Source organism: Bacillus sp. ISL-51 (assembly GCF_018613535.1).
Taxonomy (GTDB): Bacteria; Bacillota; Bacilli; order Bacillales; family Bacillaceae; genus Bacillus.
In genome coordinates this window covers 512,799-531,642 of record NZ_JAGGQB010000006.1, presented here as the reverse complement: position 1 = coordinate 531,642, position 18,844 = coordinate 512,799, and the positions used below count along the sequence as shown (strand labels likewise).

Annotated in this window: 23 protein-coding genes; all 23 read right to left on the bottom strand. The window is 46.2% G+C overall.

Annotation, left to right across the window (positions count from 1 at the left end):
- Window positions 1-82: 82 nt before the first annotated feature.
- The gene (locus tag J7E26_RS11470) at window positions 83-1,567 is read right to left on the bottom strand and encodes a spore germination protein (protein ID WP_214798857.1); all 1,485 of its coding nucleotides are present in this window, start codon (window positions 1,565-1,567) and stop codon (window positions 83-85) included.
- A complete protein-coding gene (gene spoVAEA / locus J7E26_RS11465) occupies window positions 1,518-2,129 on the bottom strand; it encodes a stage V sporulation protein SpoVABEA (protein ID WP_214798855.1) in 612 nt (203 codons plus the stop codon). Before spoVAEA ends, J7E26_RS11470 begins: the two co-directional genes overlap by 50 nt.
- Before the next feature lie 6 nt (window positions 2,130-2,135).
- Window positions 2,136-2,486 (bottom strand): stage V sporulation protein AE, encoded by a 351-nt coding sequence (spoVAE, locus tag J7E26_RS11460; protein ID WP_214798852.1) that lies wholly within the window; start codon window positions 2,484-2,486, stop codon window positions 2,136-2,138.
- Window positions 2,487-3,503 (bottom strand): stage V sporulation protein AD, encoded by a 1,017-nt coding sequence (gene spoVAD / locus J7E26_RS11455; RefSeq protein WP_214798849.1) that lies wholly within the window; start codon window positions 3,501-3,503, stop codon window positions 2,487-2,489.
- 15 nt (window positions 3,504-3,518) lie between these two features.
- Window positions 3,519-3,971 (bottom strand): stage V sporulation protein AC, encoded by a 453-nt coding sequence (spoVAC, locus tag J7E26_RS11450; protein ID WP_214798846.1) that lies wholly within the window; start codon window positions 3,969-3,971, stop codon window positions 3,519-3,521.
- A gap of 12 nt (window positions 3,972-3,983) precedes the next feature.
- Window positions 3,984-4,409, bottom strand: coding sequence for a stage V sporulation protein AB (locus tag J7E26_RS11445; RefSeq protein ID WP_214798843.1), 426 nt, complete (start codon window positions 4,407-4,409; stop codon window positions 3,984-3,986).
- Window positions 4,399-5,019 (bottom strand): stage V sporulation protein AA, encoded by a 621-nt coding sequence (locus J7E26_RS11440; RefSeq protein ID WP_214798840.1) that lies wholly within the window; start codon window positions 5,017-5,019, stop codon window positions 4,399-4,401. Before J7E26_RS11440 ends, J7E26_RS11445 begins: the two co-directional genes overlap by 11 nt.
- A 127-nt stretch (window positions 5,020-5,146) precedes the next feature.
- Window positions 5,147-5,914, bottom strand: a complete 768-nt coding sequence (gene sigF, locus J7E26_RS11435; protein WP_214798837.1) for an RNA polymerase sporulation sigma factor SigF — start codon at window positions 5,912-5,914, stop codon at window positions 5,147-5,149.
- Window positions 5,915-5,925: 11 nt separating this feature from the next.
- Window positions 5,926-6,366: an anti-sigma F factor gene (gene spoIIAB, locus J7E26_RS11430; protein WP_061520885.1), complete on the bottom strand. Its 441-nt coding sequence runs from the start codon at window positions 6,364-6,366 to the stop codon at window positions 5,926-5,928.
- Window positions 6,363-6,716 (bottom strand): anti-sigma F factor antagonist, encoded by a 354-nt coding sequence (gene spoIIAA / locus J7E26_RS11425; RefSeq protein ID WP_061520884.1) that lies wholly within the window; start codon window positions 6,714-6,716, stop codon window positions 6,363-6,365. Before spoIIAA ends, spoIIAB begins: the two co-directional genes overlap by 4 nt.
- A gap of 95 nt (window positions 6,717-6,811) precedes the next feature.
- Entirely contained in the window at window positions 6,812-7,981 is a 1,170-nt protein-coding gene (locus J7E26_RS11420; protein ID WP_214798834.1) for a D-alanyl-D-alanine carboxypeptidase family protein, read from the bottom strand.
- A gap of 139 nt (window positions 7,982-8,120) precedes the next feature.
- Entirely contained in the window at window positions 8,121-8,939 is an 819-nt protein-coding gene (locus tag J7E26_RS11415) for a purine-nucleoside phosphorylase (protein ID WP_214798831.1), read from the bottom strand.
- 11 nt (window positions 8,940-8,950) lie between these two features.
- Window positions 8,951-10,135: a phosphopentomutase gene (gene deoB / locus J7E26_RS11410; protein ID WP_214798828.1), complete on the bottom strand. Its 1,185-nt coding sequence runs from the start codon at window positions 10,133-10,135 to the stop codon at window positions 8,951-8,953.
- A 164-nt stretch (window positions 10,136-10,299) separates the two neighbouring features.
- Window positions 10,300-11,190, bottom strand: coding sequence for a site-specific tyrosine recombinase XerD (gene xerD / locus J7E26_RS11405; protein ID WP_214798825.1), 891 nt, complete (start codon window positions 11,188-11,190; stop codon window positions 10,300-10,302).
- Window positions 11,191-11,197: 7 nt separating this feature from the next.
- Window positions 11,198-11,425 carry a YqzK family protein gene (locus tag J7E26_RS11400; protein WP_214798823.1) on the bottom strand — a complete coding sequence of 76 codons (228 nt, stop codon included), beginning with the start codon at window positions 11,423-11,425 and terminating at the stop codon, window positions 11,198-11,200.
- A gap of 114 nt (window positions 11,426-11,539) precedes the next feature.
- Entirely contained in the window at window positions 11,540-11,989 is a 450-nt protein-coding gene (fur, locus tag J7E26_RS11395) for a ferric iron uptake transcriptional regulator (protein ID WP_214798820.1), read from the bottom strand.
- A gap of 112 nt (window positions 11,990-12,101) precedes the next feature.
- Window positions 12,102-12,746, bottom strand: coding sequence for a stage II sporulation protein M (gene spoIIM / locus J7E26_RS11390; RefSeq protein ID WP_214798817.1), 645 nt, complete (start codon window positions 12,744-12,746; stop codon window positions 12,102-12,104).
- 76 nt (window positions 12,747-12,822) lie between these two features.
- On the bottom strand, window positions 12,823-13,050 hold the full coding sequence (locus tag J7E26_RS18290) for a hypothetical protein (RefSeq protein ID WP_251034465.1): 228 nt from the start codon (window positions 13,048-13,050) through the stop codon (window positions 12,823-12,825).
- Window positions 13,051-13,106: 56 nt separating this feature from the next.
- On the bottom strand, window positions 13,107-13,397 hold the full coding sequence (locus J7E26_RS11385; protein ID WP_214798814.1) for a hypothetical protein: 291 nt from the start codon (window positions 13,395-13,397) through the stop codon (window positions 13,107-13,109).
- 111 nt (window positions 13,398-13,508) lie between these two features.
- A complete protein-coding gene (locus J7E26_RS11380) occupies window positions 13,509-14,822 on the bottom strand; it encodes an NAD-dependent malic enzyme (RefSeq protein ID WP_214798811.1) in 1,314 nt (437 codons plus the stop codon).
- Window positions 14,823-14,834: 12 nt separating this feature from the next.
- The gene (nhaC, locus tag J7E26_RS11375; RefSeq protein WP_214798808.1) at window positions 14,835-16,241 is read right to left on the bottom strand and encodes a Na+/H+ antiporter NhaC; all 1,407 of its coding nucleotides are present in this window, start codon (window positions 16,239-16,241) and stop codon (window positions 14,835-14,837) included.
- 139 nt (window positions 16,242-16,380) lie between these two features.
- Window positions 16,381-17,808, bottom strand: coding sequence for an aspartate ammonia-lyase (gene aspA / locus J7E26_RS11370; protein ID WP_061520873.1), 1,428 nt, complete (start codon window positions 17,806-17,808; stop codon window positions 16,381-16,383).
- A 38-nt stretch (window positions 17,809-17,846) separates the two neighbouring features.
- Complete coding sequence (locus J7E26_RS11365; protein WP_214798806.1) at window positions 17,847-18,836, bottom strand: type I asparaginase; 990 nt, start codon at window positions 18,834-18,836, stop codon at window positions 17,847-17,849.
- Window positions 18,837-18,844: the final 8 nt, after the last annotated feature.

Below are 18,844 nucleotides of genomic sequence, written 5' to 3'. Positions count from 1 at the left end.
AGCTTCAGATGAGCTGTCCTTATACATTTTCCGTATAAGTTAAGACATACAATATCATAATCTTCTGTCGGTTTCAATGCGATTATGAATTACTCGGCTGTCTTTGGCGGTCTTTAGGGTGAACGATGCTCGGCCTGACTTTTGCTCCGGGAACAGTCGTGCGGACAATCACCTGCCATAACGCCTTTCCGTTAAACGGCAAAAACGGCCATAAATACGGAGTGTGAAATGAGCGGATACCCGCCATCACTATTAACAGCAATGTAAATCCGATAACAAAACCTTTTACATGGAAGATGGCGACGAGAATCATCAGAATGAGCCGAAGCATTTTATTGGCGAGGCTGAGCTCATAGCTCGGTGTCGTAAATGAACCGATGGCGGCGATTGAAACGTAAAGAATCACCTCGGATGAAAACAGCCCGACCGCTATGGCGATTTGTCCGATTAATACCGCCGCAATCAAACCCATGGCGGTGGATAAAGCCGTCGGTGTATGGATCGCAGCCATCCTGAGAAATTCAATTCCCAAGTCAGCCAAAAAGATTTGCAGGATAATCGGAATATGCGTATTTTTATTTAAGCCGATAAAATCCAGCCTCTCAGGGAGAAGGGACGGCTCCAGCACAAAGAGAAACCATATCGGAAGCAGAACAGTTGAGGCGATGATGCCGAAAAATCTGACCCATCTTAAAAATGTGCCGACAGAAGGTGCCTGCCTGTATTCTTCCGCATGCTGAATATGGTGAAAAATAGTGGTCGGCGCTATAATAACGCTCGGTGAGGTATCGACAACGATAAGGACATGACCTTCCAAAATATGGTTGGCAGCCACATCGGGACGTTCCGTGTACCTGACCATCGGGAATGGATTGTAACCTTGCTTAACGATAAATTCTTCAACCGTTTTATCAGCCATCGTCAGGCCGTCAATGTCAATGGCGTTCACTTCATTCTCGACGATGCTGACCAGATCGGGGTCTGCAATATCCTGAACATAAACGATGGCGATATCCGTTTTTGAGCGCTCCCCGACTTTCGTCATTTTGATGCGCAGCCGCTCGTCTCGGATCCTTCTTCTGATTAACGCCGTATTAATGACGATGTTTTCGATAAAACCGTCTCTTGCCCCCCGGACGACTTTCTCAGTATCAGGTTCTTCAGGCGTGCGTCCGGGGTAACTTCTGACATCGACAACAAATGCGAAGCCGGCGCCTTCCACGATAACGGCAATAAGCCCTGACAGCACTTGGTCCGTTGCTTCATCCAACGTTTTAACCTTTTGGACCTGCTGGTTGACAAGCCGATTTTCCACGACGTCAACCGCTTCATCCGAGTTTTCATCATAGTTATTCACATCGACGAGCTGTTCTAATAAATGGATGATAAATAACGTATCGCTCAGACCGTTGACGAAGTATATTTGGACTTCGCGGTCTAATAAATAAACTTTTCGGACGCCGACGTCATAGCTCGTCCCCATACCGACACGGTTTTTAAAATATTCTTCATTTTTTCTAGGATCCCGGTATACTTTGATCATGTCTTTTTCCGGTTTTTTCGCCATGAAAATCGCTCCTTTCTAAAATGAATTCAACTGCTTTCATCGTGACGGGTGAGCCTTTTGTAATATCATCTTTTCGGCCCATCTTCCCTATATCTCCGATGCCAACGATGAGGGGAACGTCAAGCTTATCCAGACAATATACCGTGTCGCCGCTCATTCTGTGCTCGTCCATTTCTCTCATTCCGATTTTATCGACGCCAAACTCCGTCACTTCTCCTTCACGGTCAATAGAGACATCGACTTTTGTCCATTCAGCCTGATGGGTTTTAGACGCAACCGCAATGACTCCCAGCACTTCAATGTCATGATGGGTGGCGACATATTTAAGTGCCGTTTCCCCCGGGCCCTCTCCTTGAAGGCCGGAATCGTCAAACATCACAAACACCGGGTCGTGCGGCGCAGCTTTAATGAGCTTCACTAGTTCCGGTCCGCTTTTTGTTGACGGGTTGCCCTTTGATTGGGAAATACAGCGTCCGCCGACTTTCATCGCGGCAAATTCAATGGTTTTAGCGGCGTATACGTCACCATCCGTCACAAGGATGACCTTACGTTTCGTCGTCATCAGGCATTATCCTTTCGGTTTAAAAATAACGGCTACAAGAAATGCGAATAAAATAGCTGAAGATATCCCGGCGGATGTAAGTTCAAAAATCCCCATGCCGATGCCGATAAATCCGTGTTCATGAGCCTGATGCATGGCGCCGTGCAATAAGCTGTGCCCGAAGCTGACGATGGGAACAGTGGCGCCCGCTCCCGCGAATTCAATAAATTTGTCATAGATGCCGAAACCGTCTAACAAGGCGCCGATGACCACAAAGGAAGTCATGACATGAGCGGGTGTCAGTTTAAAAATATCTAAAAGGAGCTGGCCGATAATACATATGATTCCGCCGCATACGAAAGCCAAAAGATATTCCATTTACGATGCACCTCCCGCACGCTCAAATACAACCCCGTGGGCGATGGTCGGAATCGTTTCCTTTTGCTGAATCATTGTCGGGCTTAAAAGCGCACCGGTTGCCACGATAAGGACCCTTTTCAGCAGCCCGGCTTTTATTTGGTTAAAAATGTGTGTATAAGTGACAAGCGCGGAGCAGGCACAGCCGCTCCCCCCCGCAAACACCTGCTGATCAGGTGTATAGATGAGAAGTCCGCAGTCATCATGTTTCGTTCCGACCGGATATCCTTCTTCTTTCAGCAAATCTTTCACGATTGGTGAGCCGACTCCTGAGAGATCTCCCGTTAAAATCAAATCATAATCATCAGCCGTGCGGTTTAAATCCTGCAAATGCTGTTTGATTGTATCAGCAGCGGCCGGCGCCATCGCAGATCCCATATCAAACGGATCGGTAATGCCGAGATCACTTACTTTTCCTACAGTCGCGCTTGTGATTTGAATATCGGAAGGGGTTTGGCTGATGATGACAGCTCCGCCCCCAGTAACTGTCGAAGTGGCGGTATCCGGTTTTTGCCCGCCATACTCCGTCGGGTTGCGGAATTGGCGCTCCGCCGTCGCATTATGGCTGCTTGTCGCCGCAATAGCCCGATTGGCAAAGCCGCCGTCAATAAGCGCAGAGGCTACGGCAACCGTTTCCATTGATGTCGAACAGGCGCCAAACATACAGAGGAACGGTATTTTTAAATGCCTTGCGACATAATTGGCTGTCACGTTCTGATTCAAAAGATCTCCGGCCAATAACAAATCGATGTCACTCTTTTTCAAACTTTCTTTTTGCAAAGCAGAGTTGATGGCATCCTCCATTAATTGGCGTTCTGCCATTTCCCAATTTTTCTGATTGCAATGCATTTCATCGTATGTTTTATCAAACAGCGAGCCGAGCGGTCCGTCTTTTTCTTTCGGTCCGGCAGCCGTTCCCGCCGAATTTATAAATACAGGGTTTTGAAACACCCATGTTTGCTTTCCGGTCAATTTCATCTTTCTTTTCTCCTCCTATGAAAACAGTTTTTCGCAAGCAAACCGTATCAAGCCTACAATGTAAGCCGCCACAACGCCGAACACAATAACGTTTCCCGCTAATTTAAACATGTTCGTCGCTACTCCGAGAACGAGTCCTTCACTTCTGTGTTCCAGAGCGGCGCTTGTCATACTGTTCGCAAAGCCCGTAACCGGCACGGCTGAACCTGCCCCCGCGAATTGTCCGAGCCTGTCATAAATGCCGAATCCGGTTAGCAGGGCTGAAAGTAAAATAAGGGTTGCTGAGGTCGGGTTTCCGGCTGTTTTCTCAGTAAAATTAAAAAAATGAATGTAAAAATCTTGAAGGAATTGTCCGATAAGACAGATAAAACCGCCGATCAGAAAGGCTTTGACACAATTCCAGACGTATGGCGGTTTGGGCTGATAGTCTTTCACTTTTGTTTTGTAATTTTCTTTTAAGTTTGTCACCGTGGTTCCTCCTTATGAATGATGGATAAAATACAGCCAATGAAATAAAGAGCCGGCTATTTTGCCGAACACAATGGCCATCAAGAGAATGATGATTTTACTGCCGAGGCCGATCCGCTTAGCAAGAATAGGAAGCACATTCAGCACTTCTGTAAGCGCAGCGGCCAGCATGCCGATAAATGCGCCGGCCAAAAGCCCGATCGGAACGGCAAGCCATTCAGATAAAAAGAAATGATTCATATTTAATGTTTCCCAGCCGCCGAACACCGCCCCTGCGATAACGGCCGCTTCATAAGCCTGTACAAACCGCATTGTTTTTGTCAGCTGCATTAGACGGGGCATGATTCCCATAACGGTTAGAAAAGCCACAAAGCCCGCTCCTACGGTTAATCCCCCGCCAAGCCCGACAAACATAACGAAAAGAATGCTAACGATCATGCAGATCTTTCGTTGTTTCTTGATTCTCGTGCATCGCGACATAATGATCGAGATCGAGCTGATAGTTAAACATCTCGACTTCGAGCGGGCTTGGTTCTTCATTCAGGCGCTTTTTGAAGATGTGGTTAAAAAAGACGATCATCCCAAGGCCGAGGCCGATGCTGTACGGAATTTGAAGCAGATAAGGATAGTCATTCCGTTCTCCTGTTATGATTTCATATAAGGCGATATGAACCTCTCTCATGCTGACATCTTCGTGAAAATTCATAATGGCGAGGCATGATCCGACAAAAAGCAGCAGCCAGACGGCGACAAACAGAACGGCTGACAGGTGTTTCTTTTGATAATGAATTTCCACTATCGTTTCAGCGCCGCCGACCGTCTGTACATCGAGGGATGGAAAAGCCGCATGAATGGCCTTCAGAACTTTTATAATATCCAGAACGACGATATTTTTATCTTTTTTTGTCACCTGATACAGCGGCAGAGCTGATAGCTTTTTCTTCAGCTTGTGCTGTCCCGCAATTTGCGCGGCATCGCCGACTGTTATGATGTCTCCGGGGTGTGCCTTCACACGGTGGCGAAGCCTGATAAATATTCGTCTTTCCATCTTGCATCACCATCTTTCGGGTGGTTATATATGTAGTATGTGGTTCACTTTTGTTCTCATTCATCAGCGGCAAAAGACCATAAATTACCATCATGTATGCAAATAAAAAAAGCCGGCCCCTAAAAGGCTAGCTTTCCGTATGATCCATTTGCACTTTTATCTGCTTCAGTATTTTTTTCTCAAGCCTTGATACCTGCACTTGAGAAATACCTAGACGCTCAGCCACCTCGGATTGTGTCTGGTCTTTGTAGTATCTGAGGTAGACAATAAGTTTTTCCCGTTCTTCTAAATCGGCGATGGCTTCTTTTAATGCGATTTTGTCAAACCACTTCTCTTCCGAGTGGTCTGCGATTTGATCAAGCAGGGTAATCGGGTCGCCGTCGTTTTCATATACCGTCTCATGAATGGATGAAGGCGCCCGCACCGCTTCCTGCGCGAGCACGACATCCTCTGCTTCAATTTCTAAATGCTCCGCAATTTCCTGGACGGTCGGCACTCTTCCGTATATTTTAGACAGTTCATCTTTGGCCCGGCGGATTTTATTGCCAAGCTCTTTCAACGACCTTGATACTTTGACGGTCCCGTCATCACGGATAAAGCGCTGGATTTCTCCGATAATCATCGGCACGGCATAAGTTGAAAAACGGACATCGTAGGACAAATCGAATTTATCAACGGATTTTAACAATCCGATACAGCCGATCTGAAACAGATCGTCCGGCTCATAGCCCCTGTTTAAGAACCTTTGCACGACAGACCAAACAAGACGCATGTTTTTTTCTATGAGGAGGTCTCTTGCCTGCTGGTCGCCCTCTTGGCTCTTTTTGATTAATTCTTTGACTTCATGGTCCTTCAGCTGCGCGTTTTTACTGTTTTTCTTAACCTCCACATCCATAACAAATCTCCTTAATTACAAAGCGCTTTGCTTTTTGATAGGTGCTTTGTTAAGCGTATCGTCGTCCCCATCTCCGGCGAGGAATCAATCGTGACATCGTCCATGAAATTCTCCATAATGGTAAAGCCCATTCCGGAGCGCTCCAGCTCGGGTTTTGTCGTAAACAAAGGCTGGCGTGCTTCCTCAAGGTCTGCGATGCCGAGCCCTTCGTCACGAATGGTCAGATACACGACATGATCCTCAAGCGTGACAGAAATGTACACCTTACCGTCGCAGTTTTCTTCATATCCGTGGATGATCGCATTGGTTACTGCTTCTGAAACGACCGTTTTGATTTCCGTCAGCTCGTCCATCGTCGGGTCAAGCTGCGCGATAAAGGAAGCCACCGTTACGCGCGCGAACGATTCGTTTTGGCTGAGGGCGGAAAATTCAAGGTGCATCTCGTTTTTCATGATGCCACCCCCAAAGTTAAAAGCGCTTTTTGTTCAGATTGTTCGAACCTGATAATTTTAAACAGGCCCGACATGTCAAACAGACGTCTCACCGCAGGCGAAATCGCGCACACAACCATCTCTCCGCCGAGCTGCTTAATTTGTTTATACCGTCCTAAAATAACACCGAGGCCGGAGCTGTCCATAAAGGAAAGATCCTCAAGGTTCAGCACAATGTGGCGGATGCCGTCTCTCTCCAACGATTCAGCAACCTTTTGTTTTAAGGATTCCGCCGTATGGTGGTCAAGTTCACCTGATAATCGAATACAAAGCACGGTTTCTTTGACATGAAAGTCAATTCCAAGGCTCATGCTCATTCCTCCTTGATATGATCGGATAATGAGTGTTTCGATTTTACGGGGAGCAATTCCTTCACTATGACAAAACTAGTGTCCGTTCGGCACGATTATTTAAATTTTGTCCAATCTCCCATTGTCCGCTTAAGGAAAGTGAGATAGCCCGCTTTCTCCATGTCATCTTTCGCAGTTACAGGACTTTCAACGAGCACCTCACCGTCCTTTTTCAGAACGAGGCTGCCCAGCACGTCTCCTTTTTTAATCGGAGCCGTAATGCTGCCGTTAATCTTTACTTCTTTTTTTATCTTGTCCATGTTCTCGCCCTTTTTGGCAAGCAGGGAGATCGGCTCTGAAGTGGTCAGCTTGATCAGTTTCCGCTTCCCTTTTTTCACTTTAACTGCCCCGACGGTTTGATTTCGTTTATACAGAGGATGTGTTTTGAACTGGCTGAAGGCATAATCAAGCATTTTGGTAACTTGAGCGTTTCTCTCCTTCGGTGTGCTCGCCCCGAAAACAACCGCAATGACACGCATATTGCCTTTTTTGGCGGTAGCGGTTAAACAATATTTCGCTTCACCTGTATAACCTGTTTTTACACCGTCTACTCCAGGATAAAATTTGATCAGCCGGTTTGTATTGACAAGCCAAAACTTTTTATCTGTATCTTCTCTTAAATAATCTTCATACGTTCCCGTAAATTGAGTGATTTTATCATACTTTAATAATTCCTTCGCCATTTTGGCCATATCATAGGCAGAGCTGTAATGGCCTTTTTCCGGCAATCCGGTCGGGTTTTTGAAGGATGTATTTTTCAATCCCAGTTCTTTTGCTTTTTTGTTCATCTGACTGACAAAATCCTCTTCAGAACCTGCGATGAACTCAGCCATAGCAACAGATGCATCATTCCCGGAAGCAATCGCAATACCCTTCAGCATTTCTTTGACGGTCATTTCTTCGCCCGGCTCCAGAAATATCTGCGACCCGCCCATCGATGCGGCGTGTTCACTCGTTCTGACTTTATCGCTCATTTTGATTTTCCCTTTGTCCAGCGCTTCCATGATTAAAAGCATGGTCATGATTTTTGTCATGCTGGCGGGCGCCAGCCGCTCTCGGCTGTTCTTATTGTAAAGAATTTTTCCCGTATCACGCTCAATCAGCACGGCGCTCTTGGCTTCGTGAGCAAGCTCCGATGTATGTTTTCCGTCCTGCTTTGCAAATGCGGACGGTGCTGATGCAGTTATTAGGATACCAATCAACATAGTGGATATAAGACGTTTCATCTCCAAAGCCCTCCATTTCATAATCTTTTTCATTTTTTCCAAGCCGGGTGGTTTTATACGCCTCATATGGAAAATCTTTCGTTTAGAAGGCTCAAAAAAAACAGCTGCTTCTTAAGAAACAGCTGTCTTGGTTAATTCATTATGATTGAGAACGGGCGACAACAGCTTTTACTAGCTTCAAAAAGCCGCCTTTCACTTTTTCTGTCATTTCCATTACCTCATCATGAGATAACGGCTGGTCAAGAATACCGGCAGCCGCATTGGAAATGCAGGAAATACCGAGAACGCGCATACCGGCATGGTTTGCGACGATGACTTCCGGAACAGTCGACATTCCGACAGCGTCAGACCCCATCGTTCTTAAAAAGCGCACCTCGGCGGGCGTTTCGTAGGAAGGCCCCGTAACCGCCGTATACACGCCTTTTTGAACAGGAATGTTTAGCTCAGTTGCTGTTTTTTCAGCTAAGCTTGACAGCTGTTTGTCATAGGCTTCTGACATATCAGGGAATCTTGCTCCGAAATCGGCTTCGTTCGGTCCGATTAACGGATTCGTGCCCATAAAGTTGATATGATCCGTGATAATCATCAGATCGCCGGCTCGAAACTCAGTGTTAATGCCGCCGGCTGCGTTTGTCACGATGAGAGATTCGACGCCAAGCGCCTTCATGACACGGACGGGAAACGTCACCTGGTCCATTGAATAGCCTTCATAGTAATGAAAGCGGCCCTGCATCGCGATGACTTGCACACCCTCAAGCGTTCCCAGCACAAGCTGGCCGGCGTGGCCTTCTACGGTTGAGACCGGAAAATCAGGGATATTTTCATATGTAAGCTTGACAGCTCCCTCAATTTCATCGGCTAACACACCGAGCCCTGAGCCTAAAATCAAACCGACTTTAGGCGTTTCTTTCAAGTTTTCTTTAATAAAAGCAGCAGCCCGTTCAATTTTTTGTTTCAAAAAAAGTCCCCCTACTGTAATCGTGATAAAAAGCTTTTTCCGTATTTCGGTTTTTCTGTTTTGAAATTATCGGCTATGGTCGCTCCGATATCGGCAAATGTATCCGCAAGCGGTAAGCGTTCAGCCTGTTTATGCTTTTTGCTGTACACAAGAAGCGGCACAAATTCTCTCGTGTGATCCGTACCGTGATGGATCGGATCATTGCCGTGGTCAGCTGTAATAATGAGACAATCGTCTTCCTTCATTTTTTCAAATACTTCCGGAAGCCTTGCATCAAATTCTTCAAGCGCTTTACCGTAGCCGAGAGGATCGCGGCGGTGTCCGTACAGCGCGTCAAAATCAACGAGATTGGCAAAGCTGATGCCCGTAAAATCTTCATCGAGCGTTTCAATCACTTTGTCCATGCCGTCCATATTAGAAACCGTTCTGCGTGAAGACGTTATGCCTTCCCCATCATAAATATCAGAAATTTTCCCGATGGAAATCACATCCAGGCCGCTGTCCTTCAGTTCATTCATCACCGTGCGGCCAAATGGCTTAAGCGCATAGTCATGGCGGTTCGGCGTCCGTTTAAAGCTGCCGGGTTCACCGACGAACGGGCGCGCGATGATCCGGCCGACCATGTACTTCGGATCAAGCGTCAGCTCTCTGGCCGTCTCACAGATCTCGTACAGCTCTTTAAGCGGAACGATATCCTCGTGGGCGGCAATCTGCAAAACGGAATCTGCCGATGTATATACAATCAGTGCTCCCGTTTCCATATGTTCTTTGCCGAGCTCATCCAAGATCGCCGTACCTGAAGCCGGTTTATTTCCGATGATTTTCCGCCCTGAACGTTTTTCAAGCTCTTGCAGAAGCTCATCAGGAAATCCTTCCGGGAACACTTTGAACGGTTTTTCGATATAGAGACCCATGATTTCCCAATGCCCCGTCATCGTATCCTTCCCGTTAGACGCCTCCTGCATTTTTCCGTAATAAGCAAGAGGATGTTCGGTTTTTTCCACACCGCGGATGTCTCCGATCAGGCCGAGACCGAGCTGTGCCATATGCGGCATATGTAAGCCGTTCATCTGCTCCGCAATATGCCCGAGCGTATTTGCGCCTATATCATTAAAGTCGGCGGCATCCGGCGCTTCACCGATTCCGACAGAATCCATTACGATTAAAAATACACGTTTATATTTGTATTCAGACATCATAAAAGCCTCCTTTTCTTCCATCTGTTCATTGTAGCTTACAGAGGTCAGACAACTCAAGTATAAACCGTTTACATTCCCGTTGACAATGCAAATCCAAATAATAAGAACCTTCGCTACATTCCGGACACAGAAAAAAACCGCCGCATCTGCGGCAGAGGCCGCTAGGCGCGCGGATGATATTGCTTATACACGTCCTTCAGCCTTGTTTTTGTCACATGTGTATAAATTTGTGTCGTGGAAATATCGGCATGTCCCAGCATCTCCTGCACCGCCCGCAAATCAGCTCCGTTTTCAAGGAGATGCGTGGCAAAAGAGTGCCGGAGCGTGTGCGGGGTCAGCTCTTTTCTGATTCCCGCTTCAAGCGCTATTTTTTTTAAGTTTTTCCAAAACCCCTGGCGGCTGATCTGCCTGCCGTGGTGGTTTAAAAAAAGCGCTTCGGTCACGTTTTTCTTTAATAGTTTCCCTCTGGCTTTCGCGACGTATTCCTCTATCGCATGGGCTGCGGCTTCACCGATCGGCACGATCCGCTCCTTCCGGCCTTTCCCGAAGCAGCGGACAAATCCCATCGATAAATGGACATCGGACAATTTCAGCTCGATCATTTCACTGACCCTGATGCCTGTGGCATACAGCAGTTCAAGCATCGCTTTGTCCCTGAGGCCGAACGGGCTGTCAAGCTTAGGCGTGTCCAACAGCAGTTCTACCTCATTCAGTGCCAGCACTTTCGGGAGCGTACGCTCTGTTTTTTGTGTTTCAATATGTACGGAAGGGTCTTTATCAGTGACTTTTTCCCTCAGCATAAATTGATGAAACGAACGGATCGATGCCAAATGCCTGGCGGACGTCTTCCCTGATTTCCCGGAGTCTTTTATATGCTTTAAATATTGAATAATATGAAGTCGGGTCACATCATTCCATGATGCGATCTGAAGGGTTTCTGTTAAAAAGAGAGAATAACTTTTCAGATCACGCTCATAGGACATCATCGTATTTCGGGACAGCCCTCTTTCAACCCTCACATAATGGATGAAATCCTTAATTTGATCCTTCACTCTCGATCTACTCCCCGTTTTGGTAAAAAAAGATCAACCGGCCGAACCAGCCTTCCTTCTCCTCATTTTCCGTTCCGGCTACTTTGACGGCGGAGCCTTCCGGCTTATCGTACCGATGATAATTTTCATACTCTGAATTCACCCATATCATAGCATAATAGAACAGCGCGGTAAAACCTGTGAACAGAATAAACACTTTGATGGTATCCACGGCTGTTTTCATGAATCTGCCCATGTCACGATCGACCCTTTCTTTGGCAACTGTTAGTACACCTTATGCCAATTTCATAGGCTTTTATACATAAAAACAGCAAAAAACCCTTTCCTAATAGAAAAGGTTCAAAGGCTTTTATTCTGTTTCTTTTCCGCGGCAGCGGTGGCAGATGCCGTGAAAAGTCAATCTATGATCTTTAATTTTAAATTTCCAATCACGTTCCACGACTTCTTCAACTTCTTCAAGCAGATCTTCTTCAATTTCATCGACGGCTCCGCACTCCATGCACACCAAATGATGGTGAAAGTGGGCCGCTCCTTCTTTGCGAAGGTCGTAGCGGGATACGCCGTCCCCGAAGTTAATTTTATCGACGACTTTTAATTCTGTTAATAATTCTAATGTACGGTATACTGTAGCGAGACCAATTTCAGGAGATTTCTCTTTTACGAGGAGGTATACATCTTCTGCGCTTAAATGGTCTTCTTCGTTTTCAAGCAGCACCCTTACTGTCGCTTCACGCTGTGGCGTAAGCTTGTAGCTTGATGAGTGCAGCTGCTTTTTAATTCGATCAATACGGTTTTCCATGTCTTTCCCTCCTACGCCGCATTCCATGACCCATTATAACAAAATACGCGCAGAGTTCCAACTATAATTATTACAAACTGATAAATAAAAATGTTATTTTTTAATAATGATTCTAAAAAATTCGCGATGACAGCTTTTCCATAAAGAGCGGAGACACGTAGGCTTCTAAAAATGAGGAGAGGAGTGACAAAAGCAAAATGAGAACAAGCACAAGGGCGTAGCGTCCAAACCACTGAATCGGCGCGTCATGAAGGCTCCGCTTCACAAACAGCTGCCTGATCAGCTTCAGCGAAAAAGCGATTGAGCATGTCCCCATAATCAGATACGCGGGAATCAGCACGATATTTTGCGGAAGCACTGAAATGAATGATAGGAAAAAGCCGTTCATCCCCATTTGATTCACTAAAAAACCGACCGTAAATCCGACGACAATTCCCTTTAGAAAGATCATGATGAAAATAACCGGCAATCCGATAACGGATATGCCCAAAATCCACATCAGCCCTAAGTATTTTACATCATGAAAGACAGCCTGCCAAAACATCTCTGAAGCGCCGGCATGCTTCCCATCTGACAGCTGCCCGAAAAACTTGCTTAAATAGTAATACAAATCTTCTTTTTGTGTAATCGTCATGCTGTTAACAATGATAGCGCCGAAGATGACTCCCATTAAAAACAAGACAAACACAAATATATAAAGAGACAGATGATCCTTGACATGGCGAAAAAACATTTCTTTATACGATTGTTTTCGCATACCGTTTCCTCCCGCATACTCTATTGACTTGATTTAGTAGATTGTATGAAAGAAAAGAGAAAACATGACACAGAATTCATAGAAAGCTGCGAGATTGCGGCAAAAAAAAAGAATCCCTGCCATCACTATAGTGATCATAAGGATTCCTCTTTTTGTGTTTGAAGTTTTGAAGCCGGTCCTTTTTGCTTTTGGTCATCCGTTCATGCGTGCTGAAGGACGGCTGCACTCCTCGTGATAATGACGCGCCCCGCACTCCGTTTCTTGCGAGATGCGCACGTTTTTTTCTTGCTTTGCTTTTAGCCATCTGCCAATCACTCCTATTACCTTTGCCTTTATGATAGCAGATTTCAGCCGGGATGTTTACGAATACGGTTCATGTTTTGTCCTGAAGGCGCGAAGAGAGGTTTTCGTTGAGGCATAGCTTCCCATCGCGGCATATCCGTAAAAAAACCCCATAAAAATCCCCGCATACACGTGCTCATGATGTCCGAAAACGATAGAAACAATGTTGCCGATCACAAGAGCGAAGACGGGAACGTATAAGCTCGGAACCCGGCAGAACACCTTAATCAGCTGCGTCACGCATAAAACGACCGGAACACCGATTACCGCATCCCAAATATTTGTATGGATCAGCGGAAAATAATCCATATTGACACCTCTTTATTCCGTCTTTTTCTTCCTGTTAGGTTGCCAAAGAATTCCGCTTCTTATTCACCAAAAAAACAGCACCGGAAGAGAATCCGGTACTGTAAACAATGTTTACTTGCCTCTTGCTATACGTTCAACGGCGGCTGCAACGGCTTGATGCACTTTCGGATCAAGCGGCTGCGGCACGAGATCCCCGTGCTTCGTACAAGAAGCAATGGCTTCTGCCGCAGCAACGAGCATCTCATGGTCAATCACCTTGCTTTTGGCGTTCAGCGCGCCTCGGAAAATGCCGGGAAAACCGAGGACATTATTGACTGAACGGCCGTCTGCCGCATAACCAGCACCCGCTTCTAACGCCTCTTCCGGTTCAATTTCCGGTTTCGGATTAGACAATGCCAAAATGACCTGGCCCTGTCTGACATACTCTTTTTTAATCAGACCGGGGACTCCGGTCGTGCTGATGACAATGTCGCATGTATCCATTAAATCCTTGATGCTTTCAAGCGGCTGGCCTCCGTATTGAGCGAGGCGGTTCATTGCTTCTTCTGACTTGTCCGTTCCGCAAACGGCTTTGACTCCGTATGCCATAAACATACGGCAGATGGCTACTCCTGCCGCGCCAAGCCCGATTTGTCCGACCTTCGCTTCTTTTAAATCAAGTCCGGCGCTTTTACATGCCGAAATCGCAGCAGCAAGAGTGACAACCGCCGTTCCGTGCTGATCATCGTGCATGACAGGTATATTTAAGTCTTCTTTCAGGCGGTCCTCGATGTCAAAGCAATGCGGCGAGCCGATATCTTCAAGCAAAATTCCGCTGAAGCCCGGTGAAATATGTTTTACTGTGCGAATGATTTCTTCCGGGTCAGAGGTATCCAGCAGAATCGGAATTCCGCTGATGCCGGCAAGCTGATCAAAAAGCGCAGCTTTCCCTTCCATGACGGGCATTCCCGCGACAGAACCGATGTTGCCGAGGCCGAGAATCGCCGTTCCATCGGTCACAATAGCGACTGAATTGCTGATTGTCGTATAAATGGACGCTTTTTCAGGTTCGTTTTCAATCAGCCTGCACACGTCGGCGACACCCGGCGTATACACACGGCCCAGTTCCGCTAACGTGCGGATCGGCATTTTGCTTTTCATCTGAATTTTGCCGCCTTCATGGGCTGAGAGCACTTCATCTGACACCGTATGAAGCCGAATGCCTTCCCCGAGGGCTTCAATGGCCTGAATGACCTCTCGAAGCTGCTCTTCATTTTCGACTTGAACGGTAATGTTCCGCATCGTGTAGTTCGGCCCGACCTTAACGGTTTCAACCTCCCCGATGTCTCCTCCCATTATGCCGATGGCTGTAGCCACTTTTCCCAGATTTCCGGGGACAGTCGGCGTTTCAATCATTAATGTCCGAATCATATGCTTTGTGATCATAAAGTGAACCTCCTAACCCAGTTTTTGAGATTGCAAGGATTTCTCTTTCGTGTACCAAATGAACTTCCCTGTATAGCCGTACAATAAAGCAAGTCCTATAGAAACAAAACTGAGCCACATGAACGGCAGGTAAGAAAACGTGGACACTCCGAGAATGCCGGCCATATAGATGCCGTTATCAGACCAAGGCACCATCCCTGAGGTCAGCGTGCCGCCCACCTCTGCGTTGCGGGATAAAATCCTTCTGTCAAGATTCAGTTTATCATAACTGTTTTCCATAATTTTCGGCGTTAAAATCAATGAAACATACATAGCACAGCCGAAAATGTTGGCTAAAAAGGCTACAATCAGCGTTGAAAGCGTGATGTTTCCGGCTGATGTAAGCTTTTTTTCAAATGTTGACACAATCACTTTTAAGACACCCAGCTTTTCAAGCAGTCCGCCGAATCCGAGACCGAAAATAATGACGATTAATGAATCAAGCATGCCTGTTATGCCTCCGCGGTTTAACAGGCCGTTTAAAAATTCGACATCTGTTTTAATCGAAAAACCATTATAAGCTGTAGCAATCGCGTCTGCAAAATTCATTCCCTGAAAAACAGAAGCCCAGATCGCGCCAAGCAAAGCGCCTATTACGATTACCGGCATGGACGGCTTTTTCAGAACCAAAAGAGCAATGACGACAACAGCCGGTATGAGCATCCACACATGAATGTCAAATGTATGCTGCAAAGAGGATTTTAAAAATTCCACTTTGTCGAGATCAATATTTTTCCCGCCGTATACAAATCCCGTTACCGTAAAAAGAATCGCCGTAATAATATAGGACGGAATAGACAGAAACATCATCGCTCTGACGTGGGACAGCACATCCACCTTAGAAAGTGTGGATGCAAGCACCGTGCTGTCAGACAGCGGAGAAAGCTTGTCCCCGAAGTAAGCGCCTGACAAAACGGCTCCGGCTACAATCGGTAGCGGTATGCCAAGCCCTTCACCGATGGCAATCATGGCAATCCCCGCAGTTCCTACGGTTCCCCATGACGTTCCCGTCGCTACAGACATAATAGAGCAAATAATCAGTGTGGCAAGCAAAAAGACATTAGGATTAATAAACTCTAAACCGTAATAAATTAAAGTCGGTACAACACCGCCGGCAATCCATGTTCCGATAAGCGCTCCGACCGAAACGAGAATTAAAACCGCTTCAAGCCCGTTTGATATTCCGCTTACAATGGCCGACTGCAAGTCTTTATAAGAGTATCCCAGCCTGACTCCGAGAATAATAGCGATGAACCATGAAATAAACAAGGCCAGCTGGATCGGCAAATCTAAAAACACCGTAAATGATAAAACAAGCGCTAAAAACCCGAATAATAAGATAATAATTTCCAATAAATTTGGCAATCTAACCTCTTTCAAAAGAAATCCCCCTAGAAGAAAAAAGCTAAAACGCTTTCATCAAATAATATAACAAATAATACTATACTTCCTCATCCCTTTGTATGGCAACCGCCTATTCACCAAAAACAGTGAATAAGCGGCTATATTACTTAAAAATTTATTTTTCCAATAGCTCTTTTCCTGCAATTCCCGGTTTTGTCATTTCAAACGGATTTAATATAATATCCAATTCTTCTTCTGTCAGCACATCATTTTGAAGGCAGAGATCCCGTACAGATTGCCCAGTCATGATGGCTTCACGGGCAATTCTCGCAGCCGCCTCATAGCCGAGATGCGGATTGACCGCCGTGATGACGCCGACGCTTTTTTCTACATATTGCTGAAGACGTTTTTCGTTTGCTTCTATGCCCGCTAAACAATGATCCGTAAACGAACGGAAGCCGTTATTCATAATGCTGATCGATTGAAGCAGATTAAACACAAGCACAGGCTCCATTACGTTCAATTCAAGCTGGCCCGCTTCTGAAGCGAGGCAGATCGTGTTGTCATTCCCGATGACTTGGAAGGCGATTTGGTTAATCAGCTCTGCCATAACCGGGTTGACTTTCCCCGGCATAATGGATGAACCCGGCTGGCGCGCCGGCAGTGAAATTTCCGCAAGTCCCGCGCGAGGGCCTGATGCCATTAAGCGCAGATCATTGGCGATTTTAGACATATTCATCATACATACCTTCAATGCCGCTGATACTTCTGTATACGCATCGGTGTTTTGCGTGGCATCCACCAAATGGTCGGCGCCGACGAGCGGGAGTCCGCTGATTTCAGCCAGATGCTTAACGACTTGTTCTATGTAGCGCGGATCAGCGTTAAGCCCTGTCCCCACTGCCGTCGCTCCCATATTTACTTCATAGAGATGCTGGCGGGACTGTTTAATCCGTTTGATATCGCGTTCGAGCACCCGGCTGTATGCTTCAAATTCCTGTCCGAGACGAATCGGCACAGCATCCTGAAGATGAGTGCGCCCCATTTTAATGACGGAATCAAATTGTTTCGCTTTTTCCCTGAATACGCTCAGCATGTGCTCCATCGTGTCAAGCAGCTTATCAAGAAGTTTTAAAGTAGAAATATGAATCGCTGTCGGGAATACATCATTTGTCGATTGAGACATGTTGACGTGAGTATTCGGGCTGAGGTGAATGTATTCGCCTTTTTGATGCCCCATGATCTCAAGCGCCCTGTTGCCGATGACTTCATTGGCATTCATGTTCATGGACGTTCCGGCTCCGCCTTGGATCGGATCGACGATGAATTGGTCATGCCATTTGCCTTCCAATATTTCATCAGCCGCCTGAACGATCGCGTTTCCGATTCCTTCATACAGCCGTTTGACGTCCATATTGGCAAGCGCGGCCGCTTTTTTTACGATAGCGAGCGCATTGATCATTTCCTCATGGATACGGTACCCGGTAATCGGAAAGTTTTCTTTCGCCCGCAGCGTTTGAATTCCGTAATACACATCAGCTTCGATTTGTTTTTCTCCAAGAAAATCTTTTTCCTGACGATATTCTTTTTGCCCGTTTGACATGCTAAAACCCTACTTTCTCTTTGTTGATGGTCATTGTTTTACAGTACAACGTCGTCTGCGATCGGTGTTTCCATAATTTTTTTGACTTCAGCCAAACTGTGTGACTGGCCGAGCGCCCACATTAATTTCGGCACGATGGCTTCTGTGTTCATGTTTCTGGAGCGGATAATGAGGTCTTGATTGACTCTTCGGCCGACTTCATACACGCTCATGTCCTCTCCCTCTTCCAAGCATTGTGTCGTAATCACGACGACAATGCCGCTTTCGATCATTTCATTGACCTTGGCAAGGATGTCCCTTCCTTCGAACGGCACGCCTCCGCTTCCGTAGCTTTCAATGACGATTCCTTTGTACATGCCCTTTAACGCATCAAGCATTTCCGGTTTGAGTCCCGGATGAAGCTTAAGGAGGCACACGTCTGTGCATAGTGATGTATTCACAGTAAATGAATCGTTTTCGGGTACATGCACATGTTTATTGTATTCAATTCCGTCCTCTGTGATAAACGCGATATACGGATAGTTAATGCTCTCGAATGCATCATAGCTTTTTGTTCTCAGTTTAATGGCGCGGGTGCCTTGAATGACTCTGCCGTCGAATACGACGTATACGCCGCCCACTCCTTCACATGCGAAGCGGATCGCATCTGTGATATTTTTTTTGGCATCGGTTTTTTGAAATGTAATCGGAATTTGCGAACCTGTAATGACAATCGGCTTATCAGCATGCTGGAGCATATAAGACAATGCCGCTGATGTGTAAGCCATCGTGTCCGTGCCGTGAGTAATGACAAACCCGTCATAAGCATCATATTTCTCTTTTACGGCTTCAGCTATATCGGCCCAATACTCAGGCTGCATATTTGTGCTGTCGATGTTCATTAACGAATGGGTTTCCATCGTGTAATCGTTATCAAGTTTTGATACGTAAGTTAACAATTCATCTGCTTTTACCCCGGGTGCAAGCCCGTTTTCTCCTTCGACTGAGGCGATTGTTCCTCCGGTTGTTAACAGCAATAATTTTTTCATACCCTGCA

Coding starts and splice junctions, on each gene's coding strand:
- J7E26_RS11470 (WP_214798857.1), bottom strand. CDS start 1,567: ATGGCGAAAAAACCGGAAAAAGACATGATCAAAGTATACCGGGATCCT.
- spoVAEA (WP_214798855.1), bottom strand. CDS start 2,129: ATGACGACGAAACGTAAGGTCATCCTTGTGACGGATGGTGACGTATAC.
- spoVAE (WP_214798852.1), bottom strand. CDS start 2,486: ATGGAATATCTTTTGGCTTTCGTATGCGGCGGAATCATATGTATTATC.
- spoVAD (WP_214798849.1), bottom strand. CDS start 3,503: ATGAAATTGACCGGAAAGCAAACATGGGTGTTTCAAAACCCTGTATTT.
- J7E26_RS11445 (WP_214798843.1), bottom strand. CDS start 4,409: ATGATCGTTAGCATTCTTTTCGTTATGTTTGTCGGGCTTGGCGGGGGA.
- J7E26_RS11440 (WP_214798840.1), bottom strand. CDS start 5,019: ATGGAAAGACGAATATTTATCAGGCTTCGCCACCGTGTGAAGGCACAC.
- sigF (WP_214798837.1), bottom strand. CDS start 5,914: ATGGATGTGGAGGTTAAGAAAAACAGTAAAAACGCGCAGCTGAAGGAC.
- spoIIAB (WP_061520885.1), bottom strand. CDS start 6,366: ATGAAAAACGAGATGCACCTTGAATTTTCCGCCCTCAGCCAAAACGAA.
- spoIIAA (WP_061520884.1), bottom strand. CDS start 6,716: ATGAGCCTTGGAATTGACTTTCATGTCAAAGAAACCGTGCTTTGTATT.
- J7E26_RS11420 (WP_214798834.1), bottom strand. CDS start 7,981: ATGAAACGTCTTATATCCACTATGTTGATTGGTATCCTAATAACTGCA.
- deoB (WP_214798828.1), bottom strand. CDS start 10,135: ATGTCTGAATACAAATATAAACGTGTATTTTTAATCGTAATGGATTCT.
- J7E26_RS11400 (WP_214798823.1), bottom strand. CDS start 11,425: ATGGGCAGATTCATGAAAACAGCCGTGGATACCATCAAAGTGTTTATT.
- fur (WP_214798820.1), bottom strand. CDS start 11,989: ATGGAAAACCGTATTGATCGAATTAAAAAGCAGCTGCACTCATCAAGC.
- spoIIM (WP_214798817.1), bottom strand. CDS start 12,746: ATGCGAAAACAATCGTATAAAGAAATGTTTTTTCGCCATGTCAAGGAT.
- J7E26_RS18290 (WP_251034465.1), bottom strand. CDS start 13,050: ATGGCTAAAAGCAAAGCAAGAAAAAAACGTGCGCATCTCGCAAGAAAC.
- J7E26_RS11385 (WP_214798814.1), bottom strand. CDS start 13,397: ATGGATTATTTTCCGCTGATCCATACAAATATTTGGGATGCGGTAATC.
- J7E26_RS11380 (WP_214798811.1), bottom strand. CDS start 14,822: ATGATCACAAAGCATATGATTCGGACATTAATGATTGAAACGCCGACT.
- aspA (WP_061520873.1), bottom strand. CDS start 17,808: ATGTCAAACGGGCAAAAAGAATATCGTCAGGAAAAAGATTTTCTTGGA.
- J7E26_RS11365 (WP_214798806.1), bottom strand. CDS start 18,836: ATGAAAAAATTATTGCTGTTAACAACCGGAGGAACAATCGCCTCAGTC.